The 1,159-nt window shown below is 61.7% G+C and carries 2 protein-coding genes; both read right to left on the bottom strand.

The annotated features are described in order from the left end of the window. Positions 1–67: 67 nt before the first annotated feature. The gene (gene soxX, locus IC66_RS0121515) at positions 68–523 is read right to left on the bottom strand and encodes a sulfur oxidation c-type cytochrome SoxX (RefSeq protein WP_038948994.1); all 456 of its coding nucleotides are present in this window, start codon (positions 521–523) and stop codon (positions 68–70) included. Positions 524–653: 130 nt separating this feature from the next. Continuing rightward, the coding region (locus IC66_RS0121520; protein ID WP_038948995.1) for a SoxW family protein at positions 654–1,159 on the bottom strand (506 nt) is incomplete at its 5' end.

A 1,159-nucleotide genomic window follows, 5' to 3' on the forward strand; every position in this document is an offset into this window, starting at 1 on the left:
CGAAGCCGCCCCCGAGCGCAAATGCCTGCCGTCGATTGATGGCTTTCATTCCTGATCCTCCTCGCTGTCAGTTCAGCGTCTTGAGAAAAGCGATGACGTCCTCGACCTGCGCGGCCGTCAAAATGGATTTGCCTACGAATTCCGGGCGCACCCGGCTGAGGCCGTCGTTCCTGAAGAACGCCGGCATGACGGTGTTGGTGAAGATGCGCTTGGGGTCGGCGACAATGAGGCGCAATTGCGCCTCGGTGTAGCGGCCGGCGACATCGTCCAGCGACGGACCGAACTCGCCGTGGAATTCCTCGGACTTCAGGCTGGTGACCTGATGGCAGGCCAGGCAATTGCCGAGCGTGCGGGTCAGAAACACCTTCTTGCCGGCGGCGGCATTTCCTGGCGCGCCGGTCAGGGATTTCGGCACGGAGTCGTTGACGATTTCGAGCCTGATCGGCTCCTTGTTCGGCTCTTGCGCCAAAGCGCTTCCGGCCGACAGACAAAGTGCAAACGCAGCAGCAAGCGAGCGCCGCATGTTCCCTACCCTCGGATCGCGGGGTGACCCCCGCTCTTGGTTACGACGGACTCACAATCCATCAAATTCATTTATTATGATATGTTCATATAAACGCTGACGTCAAGCGGAATTCGAAAGGCGCTCATGGTCAGCCGTTCGCGGCCAGAAACTCCCGGAACGAGCCGCGCTCGTAAGCGCGCTCCCGCACGAAACGAAACATCGCCAGGAAGTGCGGCGGCTTGAGATAGCCGGGTGCCCGCGCCACCTCGCGCGCCATCGCGTCCTTTGCTTCGAGGCCATCGGCGGATGGCGGAAAAAACTGAAAGGTCGGCGTGAACCGGATCCCGTATTTCTGGGCGAGCTCTTTCTCTGTCAATTCCTGGCGATCGAAGTCCGTCACCTTGCGCGAGCCGATCAGGTTGAGCTGCAACACCTCGAAATTGTCGCGGATGTAGCTGGCGATGCCGGCATCGGCGAAGTTCACCAGGTGCGTCTCGCGGCAATAGGGGCAGCCGCGCAGCTCCCACATGATGGCAAGGCGCTTGCCGCCGGCCGCAGCGCTATCCAGGTCCTCGCGCAGATCGAGGAAGCTCTGCAGGAACCAGGGCTCGTGATAGAGCCCGTCTTCTCCGACGGCGGGCTCGGCCGCCGCCG

It is taken from the genome of Bradyrhizobium genomosp. III (assembly GCF_000261705.1).
GTDB lineage: Bacteria > Pseudomonadota > Alphaproteobacteria > Rhizobiales > Xanthobacteraceae > Bradyrhizobium > Bradyrhizobium ottawaense.

Bases quoted from the DNA above. Each gene is read 5' to 3' on its own strand.
- soxX (WP_038948994.1), bottom strand. From the start codon at position 523: ATGCGGCGCTCGCTTGCTGCTGCGTTTGCACTTTGTCTGTCGGCCGGA.